The organism is Streptomyces sp. NPDC031497, from assembly GCF_055580905.1.
In genome coordinates this window covers 192,510-208,966 of sequence record NZ_JBVIKO010000016.1, presented here as the reverse complement: position 1 = coordinate 208,966, position 16,457 = coordinate 192,510, and the positions used below count along the sequence as shown (strand labels likewise).

Here is a 16,457-nt window from a genome sequence, read left to right as displayed (position 1 = left end):
GGGGCATCACTGGTCCATGCCCGTCCTGGCCGGCCCGGACCGGCCAGGACGGCCGGGCAGGAGCGCTCCTGCCCGGCCGACCGGACCGGAGTCACGGCGTCCAGGCCTGATGGAGGAACCGCATGGTGCCGACGCCGATGCCGCCGTCCGCGTACAGCGTCTGCCCGGTGATGTAACGGGCCTCGGCGGATCCCAGGAAGGCGATCACACCGGCGATGTCGTCGGCCTCGCCGAGCCGGCCGAGCGGGAGGTACGCACCGCGCCGGGCGTGCTCGGCCGGGTCCGGGCCGAAGAGGTTGGCGGCCCCCTCGGTGCGGATGAGGCCGGGGCCGACCGCGTTGACGCGAATTCCCGCGTCGGCGTACTCGGCGGCCGCCTGTTTGGTGAGGGCGATGACCGCAGCCTTTGCCGCGGGGTAGACACCGGAATTGGCGCGGGCGGTCTCGGCGAGGAAGGAGGTGACGTTCACAATGGCCCCGCCGCCGCTGCGTGCGATGAGCGGAGCGAAAACCTGGGTGCAGATCAGGTTACCGAGGACATTGACATCGAGAACGCGGCGGAAATGCTCGACGTCGATTTCTTCGAGCGAGCTGAAGGTCCATACGCCGGCGTTGTTGACCAGCAGGTCGAGCCGGTCAAGACCCGCCGCCAGGGACCGGAGCCCCGCGGCGTCGCGGACATCGCAGCGGACACCGGTCCCGCCGACCGAACGAGCCGTGGTCTCCGCGGACTCGTCCTGGTCCACGGCGACCACGGAGTAGCCGCGCTCGGCGAGCAGCGCCGCGGTCGCCCGGCCTATTCCCCGGCCGGCTCCGGTGACCAGGGCCACGGGTTTTTCGGATGCGTTGCTCATCGGATCTCCTCGCGTCCAGGAAGCCGGGAATGCGGATGCATTGCAGGCAGAGTTATGGAATAGCCCGGCGGTAGTGGCTGTCAAGTAATTACGCCGGTCGAAATATGACGATTTTCTTGGTGTCCGAGAATGGAGTGTGAGAATGTCAGTGACGACGGAACGCCTCGCGTCTGGAATTTCCACGACGCCGCGGAAGATGCTCGTCGGCGGAGTCTGGGCGGACGCGCTCGACGGCGCCGTCCTGGAGACCCTGGACCCCGCGACGGAGGAGGTGCTGACCACGGTGCCGCTGGGCGGCGCCGCGGACGTGGACCGTGCCGTCCGCGCCGCCCGCGCGGCCTTCGAACCGGGCTCGCCGTGGCGCCGGCTGTCCCCGTCGCAGCGGGGCCGGCTCATCCACCGGCTCGGCGACCTCGTCCTGGAACACGCCGAGGAACTCGCCCTGACCGAGTCGCGGGACAACGGAAAACCGGTGGCGTACGCGGCGATGGCGGACATCCCGATGGCCGCGGACCTGTTCCATTACATGTCCGGATGGACCACCAAGATCGAGGGCAACACGATCCCGTTCTCCGCCGCGCCGCCCGGCAGCTTCCTCTCCTACACCACGCGGGAGCCCATCGGCGTGGTCGGCCAGATCATCCCCTGGAACTTCCCCCTGATGATGGCCGCCTGGAAACTGGCCCCGGCACTGGCGGCCGGCTGCACCGTCGTGCTCAAGCCCGCCGAGCAGACACCGCTGAGTGCGCTGCGGCTCGGCGAGCTGATCCAGGAGGCGGGGTTCCCGGACGGCGTCGTGAACATCGTGACCGGTGACGGCGCGACGGGCGCGGCCCTGGTGGCCCACCCGGACGTCGACAAGGTCGCCTTCACCGGTTCCACAGAGGTCGGCAAGGAGATCGTCCGGGCCTCGGCGGGCAACCTCAAGAAGCTCACCCTGGAACTGGGCGGCAAGTCCCCGAACATCGTCTACGCCGACGCCGACCTGCAACGCGCTGTGGCCGCTTCGGCCGGCGCCATCTTCTTCAACCAGGGCGAGTCCTGCATGGCGGGCTCCCGTCTGTACGTGCAACGGCCGGTCCTGGACCAGGTGGTGGACGGCCTGGTCGCCGAGATGAACCGGCTCGTCGTCGGCGTGGGCGCCGACCCTGCGACCCAACTCGGCCCGCTCGTGTCCAGGGAGCAGCTCGACCGGGTCCGGGGCTACGTGGCGTCCGGTGTGCGCGAGGGGGCCGTTCCGCACACCGGAGGCCAGAGTCTGCCGGACACGGGGTACTTCGCCCCGCCCACGATCTTCACCGGGACCGAACCCGGCATGAGAATCGTCGACGAGGAGATCTTCGGCCCGGTGCTGGTGGTCCTGCCCTTCGACCGGCTGGAGGACGTCGTGGCCATCGAGCGCGTCAACCCCTACGGCCTGGCCGCCGGCGTCTTCACCCGCGACATCGGCAAGGCGTTCCGGACGGCTGACGCCATGCGCGCGGGCACCGTGTTCGTCAACACCTGGAACGCCCTGGACGCGGCCCTGCCCTTCGGCGGCTACAAGCAGTCGGGATGGGGCCGGGAGATGGGGCACGCGGTGCTGGAGAACTACCTGGAGACCAAGACGGTCATCGCCGACCTGTCCTGACCCGGACGGGAGTACCTGACCGCCGTCGGCGCGGGCTCGCCCCGACCCTGCGCCGGCGGGCCGGGCTCCGGTGACCACCGGCCGCCCCGAGCCGCAGGACCCGCTACTCCCTGAGGGCCACGGTCTTCGCGGGTACCGCACCGCCGCCCGGCACACTCATCCCGTGCGCCGGACCGGAACAGCCCTGCGCCAGCGCGATCCCCAGCGTCACCAGCAGGGTCACCACGACGAACACGAACAGCCGCTGGCGCAGCAGCCGGGGATTGGCCGGCCGCCGGCCGGTGCCCGTCGGACGGGGCCCCGGACGCCCGGTACCCCCGCGCGACGCGGGCCGGGTGCCGTTGCCGCGCGGGGCGGGCATGGGGCGCGCGCCGTTCGGCCGGGACGGCACACCGCCGGTCGGGCGCGGGCCGCTGCCGCCGCGCGAGGGAGCGTTGCCCCGCACGGGCGCGCCCGTGGCCCCTGACGAGGACTGCGGCCTGCGCTGGGTGCGCTGCTGCTCCGGGTAGGTCGGGTAGGTCTCGGCGAGCCGCCCGGTGGGCCGGTCCGCCTCCGCGGCACGCGGCGCCGGCGGCCGAACGTCGGGCAGCCCCTGCGCCTCGCGCGCGGCGATCTCCTTCAGCCGGAGGGACAGCTGGAGCGTGCTCGGCCGGTCCTCCGGGTCCTTCGCCAGACAGGCCCGCACCAGCGGGGCCAGCGCGTCCGGCACCCCGTACAGCTGCGGCTCCTCGTGCACCACGCGGTAGAGCATCACCTCGGAACTGCCGTGTCCGAAGGGTGAGTCGCCGGTCGAGGCGTACGCCAGGGTCGCGCCGAGCGAGAACACGTCGGTGGCCGGGGTGACGGCCGCGCCGCGCACCTGCTCGGGCGCGAGGAACCCGGGGGAGCCCACCGCCGTACCGACGTGGGTGAGCGTGGAGGCCCCGGTGGCCCAGGCGATGCCGAAGTCGATGATCCGCGGCCCCTTCGGGGACAGCAGGATGTTGGACGGCTTCAGGTCCCGGTGGACGACCCCGGCCTCGTGCACGGCGACCAGGCCCTCGGACAGCGCCGCGCCGACCGCGGCCGCGTCCGCCGCGCCCAGCGGGCCGTCGTCGGCGACCTTGTCGTGCAGCGAGGGACCGGGCACGTACTGGGTGGCGAACCACGGCCGCTCGGCGTCCAGATCCGCCGCGACCAGCCGTGCCGTGCAGCCGCCCCTGATCCGCCGGGCCGCCGAGACCTCACGGGCGAAGCGGGACCGGAACTCCTGGTCCTCCGCCAGATCGGGCCGGATCACCTTCAGCGCGACCCGCTGGCCCTTCTTGTCGGAGCCGAGGTAGACCACGCCCATCCCGCCGGCGCCGAGCCTTCTGTGAAGCCTGAACGAGCCGACGACGCGCGGGTCCTCGCGCCTCAGGCGCATCATCGCCATGTTCATCCCCGCTGCCCGGTCCGTGTGACGTGGCACAGCTTACGTTTCCACGGCCGCCCGCGCGCAGAGGCCGCGCCCTCTCGGCCCGACGGATTGTCAGTGCCGGGTGCGAGACTTGAGGAGTGGTCAGGAAGGCGCCGGTATCGGCGCCTTTGAGCATCCGTCTGCACCAACAAGCCGTCACAGAAGGGGGATTGAAGCTGTGAAGGGTGACCGAGTGGAGATAGTCGTCGACGCCGGCGACACGACCCGTACGTACGAGGTGGTGGCCAGCAGGGCGGGCCGCCGGGTGGAGACGGCGGTACGGCGGGGGGTGGTGGAAGTGAGCGAAGTCACGCGAAACGGCAGTGTTGTCCGGACGGCCCGTTTCATGGCGACCCGGGTCCTGGCCCTCGTCGAGCAGCCGGTGCCCCGCGAGGACAGCTCGGAAAAACCGGGAAGGACCGGGCAGCCCCTCCGGGAAGACCCCGAGGCCCAGGACGAGGTGTAGGACCCCGTCTCCACCCAGGGGAGTAGACCGCAGGTCACGGCTCATCCTCTCGGAGGCCAGCGATTCGGTACGAGGGCATGACGTCCCCGAGGTGACCCGCCCCTAGATTTGAGGTCAAGCGGCGGGTGCAGCACTCGTCCCCCGAGGTCAGACACCCGCCGCTGCCAACGACAACTGAACGGTCAGGAGAGGGACCATGGCTCTTACGGCACAGCGGACACACACCACCCGCCCCCGCCGGCAGGGCCGCCGCCACCCCCTGGTGGCGACGCTGATGGCCCTTCCCCTGGCGGCCCTGCTCCTGCTCGTCTTCGACGGCTGGGAGACGGTGGCCACACAGGCGTCGTCCGTGGGAGTGATGCTGGGGCGCTGAGCGGCGACCCCAGGCCCGGAAGAGCGGTCCGGGCGGGGACATCCACCCATGAAACCCCGTGGGGACGGGGGTGCGGCGGACGGCAAAATGCCGGCGCAGCTGGGGAGCTGCGCCGGCATTGCTTTTTTGCGGTGCGCACGACCGATGCACACCTGCGGCCCGGCGGTGGCTGACCGCGCAGTTCCCCGCGCCCCTTACGGGGGCGCGTCTCAGCCGTGTCTTACACAGCTGCGGGCAATCGTGCCGCAGGGCGGCACGGGTGGGCGCAGCCGCACCCCGCAAGCGCGGGCGCGCGAAACCCCGGTACCCCAGCCCTCACGCCGCCCGGCCAGGAACCCCGCCCCAGCACACCCACGTACGCTCAGCGCAGCATGCAGCCGCACCCCCGGGGGACCCTTGACCACCGCAGACGTGATACCCCAGCTGACCGCCAAGGTCAGAGCCGCCGCCCACCCCGACGCGGCCCCCTGCCACTGCGGCGCCACCACTACCCTCGCCCACCGCCCCGACACCACGGTCCTCCGGCACGCGGAAACCGTCGCCAAGGCCCACGCCCCCGGCACCGACCCCACCGCCCTCGCGCTCCGCCTGGCCACCGCCGCCCACCTTCCCGACGTCTTCCTCGCTCCGCTCGCGGCCACCCCGGCGACCGTGCTCGGCACCCGCCCGGTCACGCTCTGGCCGTACGGCCGCCCCGTGGACCCCGACGCCCCGGACGCCGCCCCCTGGGAAGCCGCCGCCACCCTCCTCGCCCGTCTCCACCGCACCCCGCCGCTCCCCGCCACACCCCCGATGCGGGGCCCGGCCAAAGCCGCCGATGCGGTGGCCCGCCTCCGTCAGGCGCTGGCGGCCTCGCGGGTGCACCCCGCCGCCCCGCCCGTCCTGCGCGCCTGGTCCACGCTGCCCGCCTGGGCCCGCGCCGAGGCCCCGATGCCCGCTACCCGCATCCTCTGCCACGGCGACCTGCACCTCGGCCAGCTGGTCCGGCACCCGGCGCCGGACGGCCCGTGGCGGCTCATCGACGTCGACGACCTCGGCGTCGGCGACCCGGCCTGGGACCTCGCCCGCCCCGCCTCCTGGTACGCCTGCGGCCTCCTCCCGCCCGAGGACTGGACCCGCTTCCTGACCGCCTACCGCGCGGCCGGCGGCCCGGCCGTACCGGAGGACGGCGACCCCTGGCCGGCCCTGGACGTGCCGGCCCGCGCCCTCACCGTCCAGACCGCCGCCCGCTATCTCGCGAAGGCGCTCGCGGCGGACCGTGGCCTGGACGAGGTGGAGCAGTCCTTGATCGACGCTTGTGCCCGTATGGCCCCGGAATGACCCCGTGCCGCTCCCGAACGACCTCGGTCCCCGCCCGGTTGGCCCGCGATTTCCCGAAGTAGGGTGCAACCGACCGGGGTCGGACGGAGTCTGTCCTGGGTGAACGTGAAGCAGTTTTTACCGGCGAGGAGTTGAGCCGACCATGCAGTGTCCGAAGTGTCATGCGCCGATGCACACCTATAACCGCAACGGCGTCCAGATCGAGCAGTGCAGCGGCTGCCGGGGCATCTTCCTCGACTACGGCGAGCTGGAGGCACTGACCCAGATGGAGGCCCAGTGGTCGAAGCCGGTCCCGCCGGCCCCGCAGGCCTACCCGGCACCGCCCGCGCCGGCCTGGGGCGCACCGCAGCAGCACGGGGGTCACTACGGCGGCCACGGTGGGCACCACGGCGGTCACCACGGCCACAACAAGAGCTGGGCCCACATGCTCTTCTCCAGCTGAGCCCGGTGCGCCCGGCACCTCCGCCGGGCGCACCCGCAGGTCCTGGTGCACGAAGAAGCCCCGGCCGTCGTGACGGCCGGGGCTCTTTGCGTGTGGACGATACTGGGATTGAACCAGTGACCTCTTCCGTGTCAGGGAAGCGCTCTCCCGCTGAGCTAATCGTCCTCGGGACCGCGATCCGAAGATCACGGGCACTGCGTGCGCGATACTGGGATTGAACCAGTGACCTCTTCCGTGTCAGGGAAGCGCTCTCCCGCTGAGCTAATCGCGCGGGATCAGATCCTCGACCTCTTCGGTGAGAACGCCGAAGGCTACGAAGATCCAGTGGACGATACTGGGATTGAACCAGTGACCTCTTCCGTGTCAGGGAAGCGCTCTCCCGCTGAGCTAATCGTCCTTGGAGGTGGAGACGGGATTTGAACCCGTGTAGACGGCTTTGCAGGCCGTTGCCTCGCCTCTCGGCCACTCCACCAGGAGTGTAGGGGATCGGGAAGACCCCTGTTTCCTTCGAGCGGACGACGAGGCTCGAACTCGCGACCTCAACCTTGGCAAGGTTGCGCTCTACCAACTGAGCTACGTCCGCCTGTCGTTTCGGTCCGCTCCCGCGGCCCGGCGACGTGTTGAACTCTAGCGGATTCCCGGGCCAGCACAAAAACGCGTTTACGCAGCGTGCTGCGCCTGACCCGGCGGACGACGTGGTCAGGGCCCCCTTGACGACACGCCCGGGTCACCCCCAGGACACCCGCCATAGACTCGACGACGTGCTCCATCACCCTCCTCTCGCCCGGTTCGGCGCACGTCTCGCCACCGGTCTCCTCGATGTCACCAGCGATCCCGCGGCCCTCGACTCCGCCGGTTTCTGGGCCGTCTGCGCGGACTTCGAGGGCCGGCTGACCTGCGCCCGGTTCGGCGACGTACGGGAGGAACCGGTGCCCGCGCCGGTGCCGGGGCGGTGGCGGGGCCCTGCCGCCGGTGACTGGACGTCGTCCCTCGACCGCGCCGCGTACACGACGGCCGTGCGGCGGATCCGTACGCATATCGCGGCCGGTGAGGTGTACCAGGCCAACCTGTGCCGTGTGCTGTCCGCGCCGGCCGCCCCGGACGCCGACGTGGACGCCCTGACCGCACTGCTGGCCCGCGGCAACCCGGCGCCGTACGCCGGAACGATTCGGCTGCCGGAACACGGTGTCGAGATAGCCACCGCCTCCCCGGAGCTGTTCCTGCGCCGGGCGGGGCGGACCGTCGAGAGCGGACCCATCAAGGGCACCGGCCGCACCGAGGCAGACCTTTTGGAGAAGGACTACGCCGAGAACGTGATGATCGTGGACCTGGTCCGCAACGACATCGGGCGGGTCTGCGCCACCGGCACGGTGACCGTCCCCGACCTGTGCGCCGTCGAGAAGCACCCCGGGCTCGTCCACCTGGTCTCCACGGTCCGGGGCGAGCTGCGGGCGGGGGCCGGCTGGGCCGAGCTGCTCGCCGCGGCCTTCCCGCCCGGCTCCGTCACCGGCGCGCCGAAGTCGAGCGCCCTGCGGATCATCGAGGAACTGGAGACCGCGCCGCGCGGCCCGTACTGCGGCGGCATCGGCTGGGTCGATGCGGACCGGGGGGTCGGCGAGCTGGCCGTGGGCATCCGGACCTTCTGGATCGACCGGGGCGCGGGTCAGCTGAGGTTCGGTACCGGCGCCGGGATCACCTGGGGGTCCGACCCCGAGGGTGAATGGCGGGAGACCGAGCTCAAGGCCGCCCGGCTGCTCGCGGTAGCGTCGGGCATGTACGACATGAACGAAGGGGTTCTCGGGTGAAGATCTGGCTGGACGGCGGGCTGCAGGACGTCGAGTCCGCGCGTGTCTCCGTGTTCGACCACGGGCTGACCGTGGGGGACGGCATCTTCGAGACGGTGAAGGCGACCGAGGGCAGGCCCTTCGCGCTCACCCGGCATCTCGACCGGCTGACCCGCTCGGCCCGGGGCCTCGGCCTGCCCGACCCCGACCACGACGAGGTGCGCCGGGCGTGCGAGGCGGTGCTGGTGGCCAACCCGATGCCGTTGGGCCGGCTGCGCATCACCTACACCGGCGGCCACGGCCCGCTCGGCTCCGACCGCGGTGACCGCGGCCCCACCCTCGTGGTCGCCCTCGGGGAGACCGGCCGCCGTGCCGACTCCACCGCCGTCATCACGGTCCCCTGGACCCGCAACGAGCGCGGCGCGCTCACCGGGCTGAAGACCACCTCGTACGCCGAGAACGTCGTGGCCCTGGCCCGTGCCCACCAACACGACGCCACCGAGGCCCTGTTCGCCAACACCGTCGGGCAGCTCTGCGAGGGCACCGGCTCCAATGTTTTCGTCGTCCTCGACGGCGAGATCCACACCCCGCCGGTCGCGTCCGGCTGTCTGGCCGGCATCACCCGCGCCCTGACCGTCGAGTGGACCGGCGCCACGGAGACCGACCTGCCCCTGGACGTCCTTGAGCGGGCCGACGAGGTCTTCCTCACTTCCACCCTGCGTGACGTCCAGGCCGTGCACCGGGTCGACGACCGGGAACTCCCCGGTGCCCCGGGCCCGGTCACCGCCAAGGCGATGCAGATCTTCGACGAGCGGTCCGGGCAGGACCTGGATCCGTAAGAAGCTCTTTTAATAGGCTGACGTGGGCGTCCGTGGAGGGTAGAACACGTCTGATGACCACCACCCTGCGGCCGGCCGAGCCGCTTCAGCACGAAGTCGACGGGACGCGTTCACGCCGCTACCAGGTGTGCGTGAACAGCCGTCCCGTCGGCGCGGTACACCTCGGCGTGAGCCCTGACTTCGGTGACGACGTGGGCCGGATCCTGGACCTGTGCATCGAGGAGCCGGACCGCCGGCGAGGCCGCGGTACGGTCGCCGCGCTCGCCGCGGAGGAAGTGCTGCGCGGGTGGGGGTGTACGCGGATCGAGGCGTCGGTGCCCGCGGCGGCGGAGGCGGCGCTGAAGGCGGCGACCGCCGTCGGCTACCTCGTACGCAACCGCCACATGCAGAAGCCGCTCGGCGACACCCCGCCCGGACTGCCCGCGGGGAGCCGGGGGCGGCCCATGACCCCGGCGGAGTTCGGCCCCTGGCGGGAAGCACACCAAGAGGGCTACGCGCGGAGCTGGATCGAGCGCGGGGTGCCCGAGGCCGAGGCCAGGGCCAAGGCGCTGCGGGACACCACGACCTTTCTGCCCGACGGCCTGGCCACCGCGGGAATGGCCGTCAGGGTCCTGGAGCATGAAGGGACCCCGGTCGGCACACTCTGGACGGGCACCCGGGAGGACAGGGCCTTCGTCTACAAGGTCGAGGTCGACGCGCGCCACCGGGGCAGGGGCCACGGCCGCACGCTGATGCTCCTCGCGGAGGCGCAGGGCGTCGCGGACGGCCGGCCGGCCATCATGTTGAACGTCTTCGCGGGCAATACCCCCGCCGAGCGGCTCTACGAGTCACTCGGCTACGAGACCACCGTCTACTACCTGTACAAGAACCTGATCTGAAAGCCGCTCCGCAACCGGCTGTGGGGTCGGGTGCGGGGTCGGGTTGCGGGGTCCGGGTGTGGGGTCGGGTTGCGGGGTCCGGCTTTTGGGGTCCGGCTGTGGGTTACTGCTCCCGCTCGGCCAGCAGCCGGTCCGCGATCTCCGTCACCCGCTCGCGCAGGCCCTCCTGGCTCTTGCCGCCGTCGAGACGTTCACCTCCGATGACGTACGTCGGGGTGCCCGTCACGCCGATGGCCTGCCCCTCGGCCTGGTCGGCGTCGACGATCAGGATGTGCCGGCCGTCGACCAGCGCGGTGTCGAACTCCTCGGCATCCAGGCCCAGTTCACGGGCCACCTCGACCAGGAACGGCTCGCCCCCGCGGTCCAGCTCCTCGACCCGGCCGAGGACCGCCTCGACGTACTCCCAGCCCTTGCCCTGCTCCAGCGCCTCCTCGGCGGCCTGTGCGGCGGCGAAGGCATGCTTGTGCTTCTCCAGCGGGAAGTGCCGCAGCCGCAGCTCCAGCCGGTCGCCGTACCGGGCACGCAGGGCGCGGAGGTTGTCCAGGGCGCCGCGGCAGTCGGGACACTGGAGTTCGCACCAGACGTCGAGGACCGGGGCGTCGGTGGGCGCGGGGGAGTCGTTCATGGCGACCAGTCTTCCAGTCCGGGCCCCGCCGACCCAATCGTGACGGTGGGCGGCGGCCGGTGGCCGGCTGTGGTCACCGCTCGTGCCTGGGGTGGAGACGACCCGGAGAGGACCCCGAGATGCCCCTGATTGTCGGGCCCGGGCATGGATCGCACGGGCCGGGCGGTGCACGATGGAGGGGGCACGACGCAGCGTGTGTCCGTCGCCCCGCCCGACCGAGCCCGCCAGGAGGACCGGATGATCGCCGAGACAGTCTGTTCCGCCGCGTCCGCGGCCGGCCTGGGCATCGCCGTGGTGACCGCCTACCGCAAGCGGTACCTGTCGGCGGCCCGTATCGCCGCCTACTCACTCGTGCCCGTCGGCCTTGTCATGACGGGAGTGGTCGGCTGGCTCGCGGACACGGCGTTCAGCCCCACCGCCTGGGCGGGCTTCGGTGTGCTCGGCGCGGCCTGGGCCCTGTTCGCCTCCACGCGTGCCGTGGAGCGCCGGCGCGGCGGCACCCGCGCCGAGCGCAAAGCCGCCGCCCGGGCCGCGAAGCGGGACACCGTCGCTCCCACCGCCTCGGCACCCTCGCTGGGTCCCGCCAGCCGCCCCGCGGCCAGGCCCGCGGCGGCGCCCCGCGGCACCGGGTCAGGTGAGGACTTCAGCGACATCGAGGCCATCCTGAAGAAGCACGGAATATGACGCCCCCGCGGCGGCGGGGCCGTGCGGGAGACGGCGACGCCCCGTCGTGCGGGCCTGACGTGCTGTTCAGGCGGGTTGCGACGGATGCGTATGACAGTCACATGAGGCATTGAAACGACACAGTGCGCCTACGGCGTGCGCGGAAGCGTTCACCGGGCGAGCGGAAGCGAACCGGACATCACGGAATTCGGCGAACTCCCGCCCATTCCGGGCGTGTTGATCGCGCGACGGGCGCTCGCTAGGTCATCATCGCCGCGAGATGCTGGACACGACACAGAGCGAGGCCGCGCCGCCGAAGGACGAGCCGCGCGGGTGCCTCTTCGCCCTTTCCCAGCCACCGCTGATGATCTTCCTTGCGGTGATCGGGTGTCTGCTCCTCATGGCTGCGCTGCACGACCTGCTGTGGCTGTGAGCCGTACCCGCCCGTCCCGGCGCCACCCGCCGGGACAGGCGTCGGCATCGACGCACTCCGACGAGGAACTCCGACGGCGAATCCCGACGGCGAATCCCGACGGCGAACCCGACGGCGGACCGGACCGCCGGCCCGGCGGGGTCCGCCTCTCGTGGATCAGCCCGCCGCCTCCTTGCGGCGCGCCCGGTAGGCGGCGACATGCAGCCGGTTTCCGCAGGTCCGGCTGTCGCAGTAGCGGCGCGAGCGGTTGCGGGAGAGGTCGACGAAGGCGCGCCGGCAGTCCGGAGCCTCGCAGCGCCGCAGCCGCTCCTGCTCCCCGGCGACGACGAAGAACGCGAGCGCCATCCCGCAGTCGGCAGCGAGGTGGTCGGCCACCGAGGCGCCGGGCGCGAAATAGTGCACATGCCAGTCGAAGCCGTCGTGGTCCGTGAGCTGGGGCGTGGTGCCCGCGGCCGCGACCAGTTCGTTGATCATGCCTGCGGCGACCCGGGCGTCCCGGGCGGCGAAGATGCCCGCGAACCGGCCGCGGACCTTGCGCACCGCCGACAGGTCGAACTCCGAGAGCACGCCCACACCGCTTATTTTGTGGTTTCGCACAAAAACCTGGAGCGCCGCGACATCGGACAGCCCGTCCGGCGCCGTGTCGTCCTCCGGCGCGGTGTTCACCAGATCCACCACGGCGTCGAGGGAACACCGGGTGTCGTGGGTGATCAGCACGTTTCGCTCCCTGGCCTGAGGGTCGGGCGGGCGCCCGCCGATGGTGGCCGATCGTAGCGACATATCGCTCCGGTGCATCGTGCTGTGCCCCACTTGTCGCTGCCCTGTAGAACGCGCGCCGTCCGGCAGGGGTTCCCAGGGCACACGGACACACCGGCGCCGCCCCCGTGACCGATCACGGTGGCGGCGCCGGTGCTGCCGTATGCGGTTGTCTAGGCCCGAGCCGTCTCCCCGAGTGGACGGCGCCGGGCGGCTTGCAGGGGCGTTGCCCTAGCTCTCCGCCAGAATGTGCGAGAGCTCCTGATCGAGATCGAAGTGCCGGTGCTCCGTGCCGGGCGGCACGGCGGCGTCAGTTCGCTTCAGGAAGGATTCCAGGGCCCGCGCCGGGGCTTCGAGCAGGGCTTCGCCCTCCGGAGAGCTCAGGGCGATGCACACGACGCCCTGACCGTGACTGCGGGACGGCCAGACGCGGACGTCGCCGGTGCCGGTGGGGCGGTGCAGCCCCTCGGCGAGGAGGTCGCGGGCGAACACCCACTCGACGGTCTCCTCGGCTCCGGTGTGGAAGGTGGCGTGCACGGCGTAGGGGTCGGCCGTGTCGTACCGCAGGCCTGCGGGGACAGGCAGGGAAGACTCGCTCGACACAACGAGGCGCAGGTGCAGCTCGCAGCTGACCGTGGTGTTCATAAGCGCCAGGGCCTTTCGCTCAGTGTGCGCTCGGGGATTCGCACGTCGGCGAAATCGACATGCCACCTACGGTGCCGTTGTAAACCCCTCTGAGTGTTTTGCGTGTGTTTACGTAACTCTTCCGGCCGAGAACCTCGGCGCGATCTACGACCATTCCGGTGACCGGAATCGTTCAGGTAGGGTTTGGTCGTATGAATACGGGGAGTAACGAACCGGGCGAGGCCGCCGTGGCCTCGGACGGGAGCGAGGTGGACGGGACGGAGACGGACGGGGCGCGCGACGAGCGGGGGCTCGGATCGCGGGCGCCCGAGTTCATCAAAGCGCGCCGGATGCTGCACCTGAGCTGGCAGGTCGGGGTCTTCGCGGTCGGCCTCGCGGTGGTGGTCGCGGGCATCGTCCTGCTGCCGTTGCCGGGGCCGGGCTGGGTAATCATCTTCGGCGGCATGGCGATCTGGGCGACCGAGTTCGTCTGGGCCCAGCTGGTGCTCCGCTGGACGAAACGGAAGGTCACGGAGGCCGCCCAGAAGGCCCTCGACCCCAAGGTGCGCCGCCGCAACATCACGCTGACGGCGATCGGCCTGGTGATCGTGGCTGGCCTGGCCGGGATCTACCTCTCCAAGTTCGGCGTGGTGATGCCCTGGAAGATCGAGGAGTGACCCGGCCGACGGCCCCCGGCGACTGGTCGGGGGCACCCCCTGACATGGGGTAATGTTCTTCCTGCGTCCGGGCGATTAGCTCAGTGGGAGAGCGCTTCGTTCACACCGAAGAGGTCACTGGTTCGAACCCAGTATCGCCCACCCGGAACCGCGGCCCACCTGCGAGAGAGCAGGTGGGCCGCGGTGGTTTCAGGGCCGGGGCCGGGCGGGGCTCCGGCAGTGCCGCCCACCCCGTGCGGTATGCCTGTGATGTGGCTGGCTGATGTGCGGCCGATGCGGGTCCGACCAGGCGTTCCCCGCACGCCCACGCCCCCCCGTCCACCGCGCGAGCAGGTCGCTGCGCGACGGTGCTCCCGCGGGTCGCTGCGAAGAGCTACACGCGCCTGACCGCCCTTGCTGGCACCTGTCTGCTGTGCTGAGTGCATCCCCGTGCCTGGTGGCGCCGGTGTGAGAAGAGCCGCGCGGCGCCTGACCGTCCTTCGCGACACCCGTCTGCCGTGCTGCGTGTACCCCCGCGCCTGGCGGCACCGGTCGACGCCGGCGGGGTGGGTCGGTGTCGACGCCGTCGCGCTCCGTCATTCTCCGCGCGATGCGGAGAGGTTCGTCCGTCCGTGTGATGCGGGCGAACACGGTCGTGCACGGTCCCTTCCCGAGTTGGTCGGCGGCGGGTGGCATCAGGTGGGCACCGCCAACGGCGGACGGCGATCTTCGGGGGAGGCCCGCCGGGGCGGTGCCTGACCAGTCACGCTCTGGGGTCGCAGTCGTCGGAGGAATCGGCCCCGCCACCCGACCCGGACCCGCACAATCCGCGAGCCTCTCGCCGTGTCCCGCCCTCGCTTCGGACTCGCGCCGTCCGCCCGTCTCTCGCCGTGTCCCGCCATCGACTTCGACTCGCGCCGGCTGTCCGCCCCTCGCCTTGCCCCACCCGCGACTCGGACCCCCGCCTGCCATCCGCCCCTCTCCCTGCCCAGTTCTCCATGCCGACCGCACCGAGCCTCCGCGGAAGGAGACCCACGGCTCCCACCCACCCCTCTTGCGCCCCCCCCGCAACGGATCTTCGTCCCGTCCCGGTCTCCGGCCCCGTCCTCACCCCGTACCGTGCATCGAAGCCAACCCGTAACCCCCGGCCACCGCAGGCCACTTCACGTTCGGCCCCCCGACCGCACGCCGTTCACCTGCGACGTCACCCGCCCTCCGGCCCCCGCGCCCGCGGCCCTCCGCGCCTCACCGCCGTCCCCGCGCACAAGAAATTCCTGTCCGAATCATTGACGCCTCACCGGCCCCTCCGTAACTTGTGCCAGCAAGCGCTTACTTGAAACGATTCATGCAGGCGTCGGCGACGCCGCGGGGAGGGGCCCGACTGTGGGAACGAGCAGGAATGTGGAGAGGCGGACCGTCCTGAAGGCGGCCGGGGCCTCGGCGGTCGCGCTCGGGCTCGCCGCGACGACCGGGTGTGGTGGCGGAAGCGGTTCCGGGGGCGGGGCGGTGACGATCCGTTACTCGTGGTGGGGTGCCGAGGAGCGCGCCACGAAGATCAACCAGACCATCAAGCTCTTCGAGAAGAAGTACCCGAAGATCAAGGTCAAGACGGACTTCCAGACATATCAATCGTTCTGGGAGAAGTTCCAGACCCAGGCCGCCGGCGGAAATCCCCCGGACGTTTTCCAAAATGCCGTCACCTTTCTTCGGAAGTACGACAAGCGAGGAATTCTTCTCGACCTCAAGTCTCAGGTTCAGGCAGGCAATCTGAGCCTGGATCACTTCCGGGCCGACGTCACGAAGGTCGGCGAGGTCGACGGCAAGCAACTCGGAATCCCCGTCGGCTCCAACACCATGGCGCTCGTCATCGACAAGAAGGTCTTCGAGAAGGCCGGCGTCGAACCGCACGCGGGCTGGACCTGGGACGACTACTTCAAGGCCCTGAAGACCATCCACGACAAGACCGAGGTCGCGGGGGACACCGGCTACTTCGCCATCATGTACCTCTACGACCTCTACCTCCGCCAGAACGGCAAGGCGTTCTACACCGCCGACGGACTCGGCTTCGACAAGGCCGACCTGACGGAGTGGTGGGCCGACGGCTACAACCGCGTGAAGGCCGGCGTCGTCACGGACCCGAAGGTCGTCGCCCAGGACGCCCCCAAGTCGTCTCTCTCCGCCGGACACGGCGCCTCGGAGTTCACCTGGGACAACTTCACCGTGCGCTACTCGTCGGAGGGCGACAGCACCTACGGCCTCGCGCCGATCCCGACCATCGACGGCAAGCACACCGGGCAGTACCTGGCCTCCCTGATGCTGAGCGCCTCCGCCCGTACCGCTCACCCGAAGGAGGTCGCGCAGTTCATCGACTTCATGGTCCACGACCCGGAGGTCGGCAAGATCATGGGCTACGACCGGGGCATCCTCGCGAGCACCGAGCAGTACGCGGCGTTCAAGCCGACCGACACGGTGAACAAGGAGATCGCGCAGTACGAGGACGACACCGCCAAGGCGGGCGTTCTCGGCGCGATCACCCCGCACCCCTCCGGTGCCGACACCATCGAGGCCGCCTTCCTGCGCATCGGCGGCGATCTCGGACAGGGCAAGACGAAGGTCGCGGACGCGGTGAAGCAGTTCTTCACCGAGTCCGAGGCCGCCTTCCAGGCCTGATGGGACA

17 protein-coding genes and 6 tRNA genes are annotated in these 16,457 nt (G+C 71.1%); 13 read left to right on the top strand and 10 right to left on the bottom strand.

What is annotated here, in order from left to right:
• Window positions 1–91: 91 nt before the first annotated feature.
• Window positions 92–853, bottom strand: a complete 762-nt coding sequence (locus ACZ5K7_RS29920; RefSeq protein ID WP_468918017.1) for an SDR family NAD(P)-dependent oxidoreductase — start codon at window positions 851–853, stop codon at window positions 92–94.
• Between the two features lie 142 nt (window positions 854–995).
• On the opposite strand from ACZ5K7_RS29920, the gene ACZ5K7_RS29915 reads away from it, so the two are divergent.
• Entirely contained in the window at window positions 996–2,483 is a 1,488-nt protein-coding gene (locus tag ACZ5K7_RS29915; RefSeq protein ID WP_351707350.1) for an aldehyde dehydrogenase family protein, read from the top strand.
• A gap of 103 nt (window positions 2,484–2,586) precedes the next feature.
• Here ACZ5K7_RS29915 and ACZ5K7_RS29910 read toward each other — a convergent pair whose 3' ends face one another.
• Entirely contained in the window at window positions 2,587–3,903 is a 1,317-nt protein-coding gene (locus tag ACZ5K7_RS29910) for a serine/threonine-protein kinase (protein ID WP_351707377.1), read from the bottom strand.
• Window positions 3,904–4,099: 196 nt separating this feature from the next.
• Here ACZ5K7_RS29910 and ACZ5K7_RS29905 point away from each other — a divergent pair, with 196 nt between their 5' ends.
• The 4 genes from ACZ5K7_RS29905 (at window position 4,100) to ACZ5K7_RS29890 (ending at window position 6,522) form a co-directional block, all read left to right on the top strand.
• Window positions 4,100–4,387, top strand: a complete 288-nt coding sequence (locus tag ACZ5K7_RS29905; protein ID WP_351707347.1) for a hypothetical protein — start codon at window positions 4,100–4,102, stop codon at window positions 4,385–4,387.
• Between the two features lie 196 nt (window positions 4,388–4,583).
• The gene (locus ACZ5K7_RS29900) at window positions 4,584–4,760 is read left to right on the top strand and encodes a hypothetical protein (RefSeq protein WP_046726640.1); all 177 of its coding nucleotides are present in this window, start codon (window positions 4,584–4,586) and stop codon (window positions 4,758–4,760) included.
• A 396-nt stretch (window positions 4,761–5,156) separates the two neighbouring features.
• The gene (locus ACZ5K7_RS29895) at window positions 5,157–6,080 is read left to right on the top strand and encodes a phosphotransferase family protein (RefSeq protein ID WP_468918013.1); all 924 of its coding nucleotides are present in this window, start codon (window positions 5,157–5,159) and stop codon (window positions 6,078–6,080) included.
• Between the two features lie 142 nt (window positions 6,081–6,222).
• Window positions 6,223–6,522 carry a TFIIB-type zinc ribbon-containing protein gene (locus ACZ5K7_RS29890; RefSeq protein WP_360490284.1) on the top strand — a complete coding sequence of 100 codons (300 nt, stop codon included), beginning with the start codon at window positions 6,223–6,225 and terminating at the stop codon, window positions 6,520–6,522.
• A gap of 93 nt (window positions 6,523–6,615) precedes the next feature.
• On the opposite strand, the gene ACZ5K7_RS29885 is transcribed toward ACZ5K7_RS29890, so the two are convergent.
• From ACZ5K7_RS29885 to ACZ5K7_RS29865, 5 genes are all read right to left on the bottom strand, one after another.
• Window positions 6,616–6,687, bottom strand: a tRNA-Val gene (locus ACZ5K7_RS29885).
• A gap of 34 nt (window positions 6,688–6,721) precedes the next feature.
• Window positions 6,722–6,793: transfer RNA gene (locus ACZ5K7_RS29880), tRNA-Val, on the bottom strand.
• Between the two features lie 54 nt (window positions 6,794–6,847).
• A tRNA-Val gene (locus ACZ5K7_RS29875) sits at window positions 6,848–6,919 on the bottom strand.
• 1 nt (window position 6,920) lies between these two features.
• Window positions 6,921–6,994: transfer RNA gene (locus ACZ5K7_RS29870), tRNA-Cys, on the bottom strand.
• 38 nt (window positions 6,995–7,032) lie between these two features.
• Window positions 7,033–7,105, bottom strand: a tRNA-Gly gene (locus ACZ5K7_RS29865).
• Between the two features lie 178 nt (window positions 7,106–7,283).
• Here ACZ5K7_RS29865 and ACZ5K7_RS29860 point away from each other — a divergent pair.
• Genes ACZ5K7_RS29860 through ACZ5K7_RS29850 form a run of 3 tightly spaced genes read left to right on the top strand, consistent with a single transcriptional unit; the run spans window position 7,284 to window position 10,023 of the window.
• Window positions 7,284–8,327 (top strand): chorismate-binding protein, encoded by a 1,044-nt coding sequence (locus ACZ5K7_RS29860; protein WP_468918011.1) that lies wholly within the window; start codon window positions 7,284–7,286, stop codon window positions 8,325–8,327.
• Window positions 8,324–9,145, top strand: a complete 822-nt coding sequence (locus tag ACZ5K7_RS29855; RefSeq protein WP_468918008.1) for an aminotransferase class IV — start codon at window positions 8,324–8,326, stop codon at window positions 9,143–9,145. Before ACZ5K7_RS29860 ends, ACZ5K7_RS29855 begins: the two co-directional genes overlap by 4 nt.
• 53 nt (window positions 9,146–9,198) lie before the next feature.
• Entirely contained in the window at window positions 9,199–10,023 is an 825-nt protein-coding gene (locus tag ACZ5K7_RS29850; protein WP_468918006.1) for a GNAT family N-acetyltransferase, read from the top strand.
• Window positions 10,024–10,126: 103 nt separating this feature from the next.
• Here ACZ5K7_RS29850 and ACZ5K7_RS29845 read toward each other — a convergent pair whose 3' ends face one another.
• Window positions 10,127–10,648, bottom strand: a complete 522-nt coding sequence (locus tag ACZ5K7_RS29845; RefSeq protein WP_468918003.1) for a DsbA family protein — start codon at window positions 10,646–10,648, stop codon at window positions 10,127–10,129.
• A gap of 237 nt (window positions 10,649–10,885) precedes the next feature.
• Here ACZ5K7_RS29845 and ACZ5K7_RS29840 point away from each other — a divergent pair, with 237 nt between their 5' ends.
• The gene (locus tag ACZ5K7_RS29840) at window positions 10,886–11,332 is read left to right on the top strand and encodes a hypothetical protein (protein ID WP_351707326.1); all 447 of its coding nucleotides are present in this window, start codon (window positions 10,886–10,888) and stop codon (window positions 11,330–11,332) included.
• A gap of 259 nt (window positions 11,333–11,591) precedes the next feature.
• Window positions 11,592–11,744, top strand: coding sequence for a hypothetical protein (locus tag ACZ5K7_RS29835; RefSeq protein WP_351707323.1), 153 nt, complete (start codon window positions 11,592–11,594; stop codon window positions 11,742–11,744).
• Between the two features lie 156 nt (window positions 11,745–11,900).
• On the opposite strand, the gene ACZ5K7_RS29830 is transcribed toward ACZ5K7_RS29835, so the two are convergent.
• Together ACZ5K7_RS29830 and ACZ5K7_RS29825 are read right to left on the bottom strand one after the other, a co-directional pair.
• Window positions 11,901–12,461: a CGNR zinc finger domain-containing protein gene (locus ACZ5K7_RS29830; protein WP_351707320.1), complete on the bottom strand. Its 561-nt coding sequence runs from the start codon at window positions 12,459–12,461 to the stop codon at window positions 11,901–11,903.
• Window positions 12,462–12,731: 270 nt separating this feature from the next.
• Window positions 12,732–13,145, bottom strand: coding sequence for an SsgA family sporulation/cell division regulator (locus ACZ5K7_RS29825; protein WP_004002642.1), 414 nt, complete (start codon window positions 13,143–13,145; stop codon window positions 12,732–12,734).
• Window positions 13,146–13,336: 191 nt separating this feature from the next.
• Between ACZ5K7_RS29825 and ACZ5K7_RS29820 the strand changes: the two genes are divergently transcribed.
• The 3 genes from ACZ5K7_RS29820 to ACZ5K7_RS29810 all read left to right on the top strand — a co-directional run bounded on the left by ACZ5K7_RS29820 (window position 13,337) and on the right by ACZ5K7_RS29810 (window position 16,450).
• A complete protein-coding gene (locus ACZ5K7_RS29820; protein ID WP_351707316.1) occupies window positions 13,337–13,801 on the top strand; it encodes a TIGR02611 family protein in 465 nt (154 codons plus the stop codon).
• 69 nt (window positions 13,802–13,870) lie between these two features.
• Window positions 13,871–13,942: transfer RNA gene (locus ACZ5K7_RS29815), tRNA-Val, on the top strand.
• A gap of 1,221 nt (window positions 13,943–15,163) precedes the next feature.
• Window positions 15,164–16,450, top strand: a complete 1,287-nt coding sequence (locus ACZ5K7_RS29810) for an ABC transporter substrate-binding protein (RefSeq protein WP_351707313.1) — start codon at window positions 15,164–15,166, stop codon at window positions 16,448–16,450.
• Window positions 16,451–16,457 lie beyond the last annotated feature (7 nt).